The sequence below is a fragment of the Candidatus Planktophila sp. genome (genome assembly GCF_046070465.1).
Taxonomy (GTDB): domain Bacteria; phylum Actinomycetota; class Actinomycetes; order Nanopelagicales; family Nanopelagicaceae; genus Planktophila.
On the sequence record NZ_JBJTMK010000122.1, the window covers coordinates 1 to 3,245 of the forward strand.

Genomic DNA, 3,245 nt, shown 5'->3' on the forward strand with positions numbered 1-3,245 from the left:
CGAGATGCACCGTTCTGCTGAATCACTCGTAGTGAGGCAACGATCATGATCCATAGAAGGGAAGCTGGGATAAGTACCTTCCAGCCGAACTTCATGAACTGGTCATAGCGAAGACGTGGAAGTGATGCTCGGAGCCACATAAAGATGAAGAAGAAAATATTCACCTTCAGGAAGAACCAGATAATGACGAACCAACCGCCGAGCCAGCTCTCAGTAAAACCGAGCCCTGGGAATGCGTGGTAGCCACCAAGGAAGAGAGTTGTTGCAAGTGCAGATACAGCAATGATGTTGACATATTCGGCCAAGAAGAAGAGCGCAAACTTCAGCGATGAGTACTCAGTGTGGAAACCACCGACGAGCTCACCTTCAGCTTCAGCCAAGTCGAAAGGTGCGCGGTTAGTTTCTCCGACCATTGAAATCACGTAGATAACAAATGAAGGAAAGAGAACCACGGCGTTCCAGATGTGTCCGTGCTGAGAAGCCACGATATCTGAAGTCGACATTGAACCTGCATAGATAAAGACTGCAACGAGCGAAAGACCCATAGCTACTTCATAAGAAATAACTTGAGCGCTGGAACGCAATCCGCCGAGGAGTGGGTAGGTAGATCCTGAAGACCAACCAGCAAGCACTACGCCGTAGACACCAATGGATGTCACAGCCAAGATGTAGAGAACGCCAACTGGAAGATCTGTTAGCTGCATTGCTGTTGTATGTCCAAAGAGATTAACAACGCCTGTCATTGGAATTACTGCAAAAGACATAAAGCACATCGCTGCAGCGATGATGGGTGCGGCGATAAATACGACCTTATCTGCAGCTGCAGGAATGATGTCTTCCTTAAGAGCAAGCTTGACTCCATCAGAAAGTGATTGAAGTAGACCAAAGGGTCCAACGCGGTTAGGGCCGGTGCGCTGCTGCATCTTGGCAAGGACGCGACGCTCGGTCCAGACCGCCATCAGAGTTGAAACGACGCAGATAGCAAAGACAAGTACAGCCTTTACTGCAATAAGCCATCCTGGATCTTGTCCGAGAAGCTGTGCTGTTGTCATGCCTTCACCACCGTTACTAGTTCGCCGTGAACCGCATTGAGAGCGGTAAGTGCCTGAGAACCAAATGAATTACGTGGAATCCACACAGCATCATCGTGAATATCTTCAACGAGGACTGGGAGTGTGATGGAACCATGTGCATTAGAGATGCGTACTTGATCTCCTGTTGCAACACCTGCAGCAGATGCACGCTTCTCAGAGATGACAGCAACTGTTGGACGACGAGTGCCAGCCAAGTTATCTTCACCCCGCTGCATTGAGCCCATATCGAGCAAGCGACGCCAAGAAGTAAGCACTGCTTGATCTCCTGATACAGCTGGCGCATTACCTGCAGCAACTGGTGCGAATGGAGCACGAGCTCCATCCCACTTACCGAGTTGTGCAATCTCTCGAGCTGCTGCAGAGACTGTTCCGAGCATGATTGATTCGCCCATTGCATCAGCGAGTGCTGAGAGGATGCGAACGTCACTGCGATTGAGTGAGTCAGCAACCGCAGCATCGAAAGCACGTGCGCGGCCTTCCCAGTTGAGGAATGAGCCTGACTTCTCGGTCACTGCAGCGACCGGAAGAACCACATCTGCAACTTCAGTGATTGTTGACTCTGCGATTTCAAGAGAGACTACGAAAGTCTTCTTCAAAACTTCGAGCACTGTGCGGCTGTGCAACATGTCATGCGCATCTACGCCACCAACGACAACAGCGTCGAGCTGATTATTTCCCAGTGCTTCGATGATCTGATCTGTAGTACGACCTGGCTCTGCTGGCAATGAGTCGATTCCCCATGCAGCAGCAATATCAACGCGAGCCGCTGAATCTGCAACTGGACGTCCACCTGGAAGAAGTGTTGGGAATGCGCCTGCTTCAAGTGCTCCGCGTTCGCCTGCGCGACGAGGAATCCAAGCAAGCTTTGCACCAGACTTTTCAGCAAGCGCGAGCGCGGCAGAGATAAGCCCTGCGGACTCTGATGCGCGCTCACCAAGAAGGATGACTGACTTTGCTGTCAGCGCAACCGATGAAACAGCTGAGCTTTCCGCACCAGGTGCTACCTTGATGAAATCTGCCTTCAACTTATCCATTGCGATTGAACCCTTAGATGCAACAGATGTGACCTTGAGGCCGCGCTTCTTAAAGTTCTTATTGATGCGCAAGAAGACAATTGGTGACTCTTCTTCTGGCTCAAATGCAACGAGAAGAACGTGATCTGCAGAGTCAATATCGCTGTAATGAACATTGAAGGTGCCTGCAACGTGAGCTGCAAGGAATTCGCCTTCCTCTTTGCCCGAGACTCGAGCACGGAAATCAATGTCGTTAGTCTTCAACGCGATGCGAGCAAACTTTGAATAACCGTATGCATCTTCAGTTGATACGCGACCACCTGTGAGAACAGCTGCGCGCTTGCCCTTAAGTCCTGCTGCAGCTGCCGCAAGTGCTTCTGGCCAGGAAGCCGTTACGAGAATGCCATCTGCGTTGCGAACGAGTGGCTGAGTGAGGCGGTTTGTTGAAGTTACATACTTAAATGCCCAACGACCCTTGTCACAGTTCCACTCTTCGTTAACAGCTGCATCATCTCCAGCAAGGCGACGAAGTGTCTTGCCGCGACGAACATCGGTGCGCATATCGCACCCTGATGCACAGTGCTCGCATGCAGCTGGTGTTGATACCAAGTCGAATGGACGTGCGCGGAATCGGTATGAAGCACCGGTCAGAGCGCCTACTGGGCAGATCTGTACAGTGTTACCTGAGAAGTATGAGTTAAATGGATCGTTCTCGTAGATTCCAACCTGCTGCAACGCACCGCGGTGGTTGAGAGTGATAAATGGATCTGATGCGATCTGATTTGAGAATCGGGTACAACGTGCACACAAGACGCAACGTTCGCGATCGAGCAATACCTGTGAAGAGATGTTGATTGGCTTTTCAAAGGTGCGCTTGTAGCCAGTCAGACGTGACTCTGCATTTCCGTTGCTCATTGCCTGGTTCTGCAATGGGCACTCGCCACCCTTGTCGCAGACCGGGCAATCGAGCGGGTGGTTTCCAAGGAGAAGCTCCATCACACCCTTCTGCGCCTTATCTGCAACTGGTGATGTGAGCTGAGTCTTAACGATCATATTTGGCTCAACCGGGATGGTGCATGATGCCTGTGGCTTGGGGAACGCGCGGCCGTTGATTTCAACATCAACGAGACACTGACGA

2 protein-coding genes are annotated in these 3,245 nt (G+C 51.2%); both read right to left on the minus strand.

Annotation, left to right across the window (positions count from 1 at the left end; genetic code table 11):
- The coding region (nuoH, locus tag ACKOVI_RS05545) for an NADH-quinone oxidoreductase subunit NuoH (RefSeq protein WP_509603089.1) at positions 1-1,052 on the minus strand (1,052 nt) is incomplete at its 3' end.
- The coding region (locus tag ACKOVI_RS05550; protein WP_509603090.1) for an NADH-quinone oxidoreductase subunit G at positions 1,049-3,245 on the minus strand (2,197 nt) is incomplete at its 5' end. The genes ACKOVI_RS05550 and nuoH, both read right to left, overlap by 4 nt.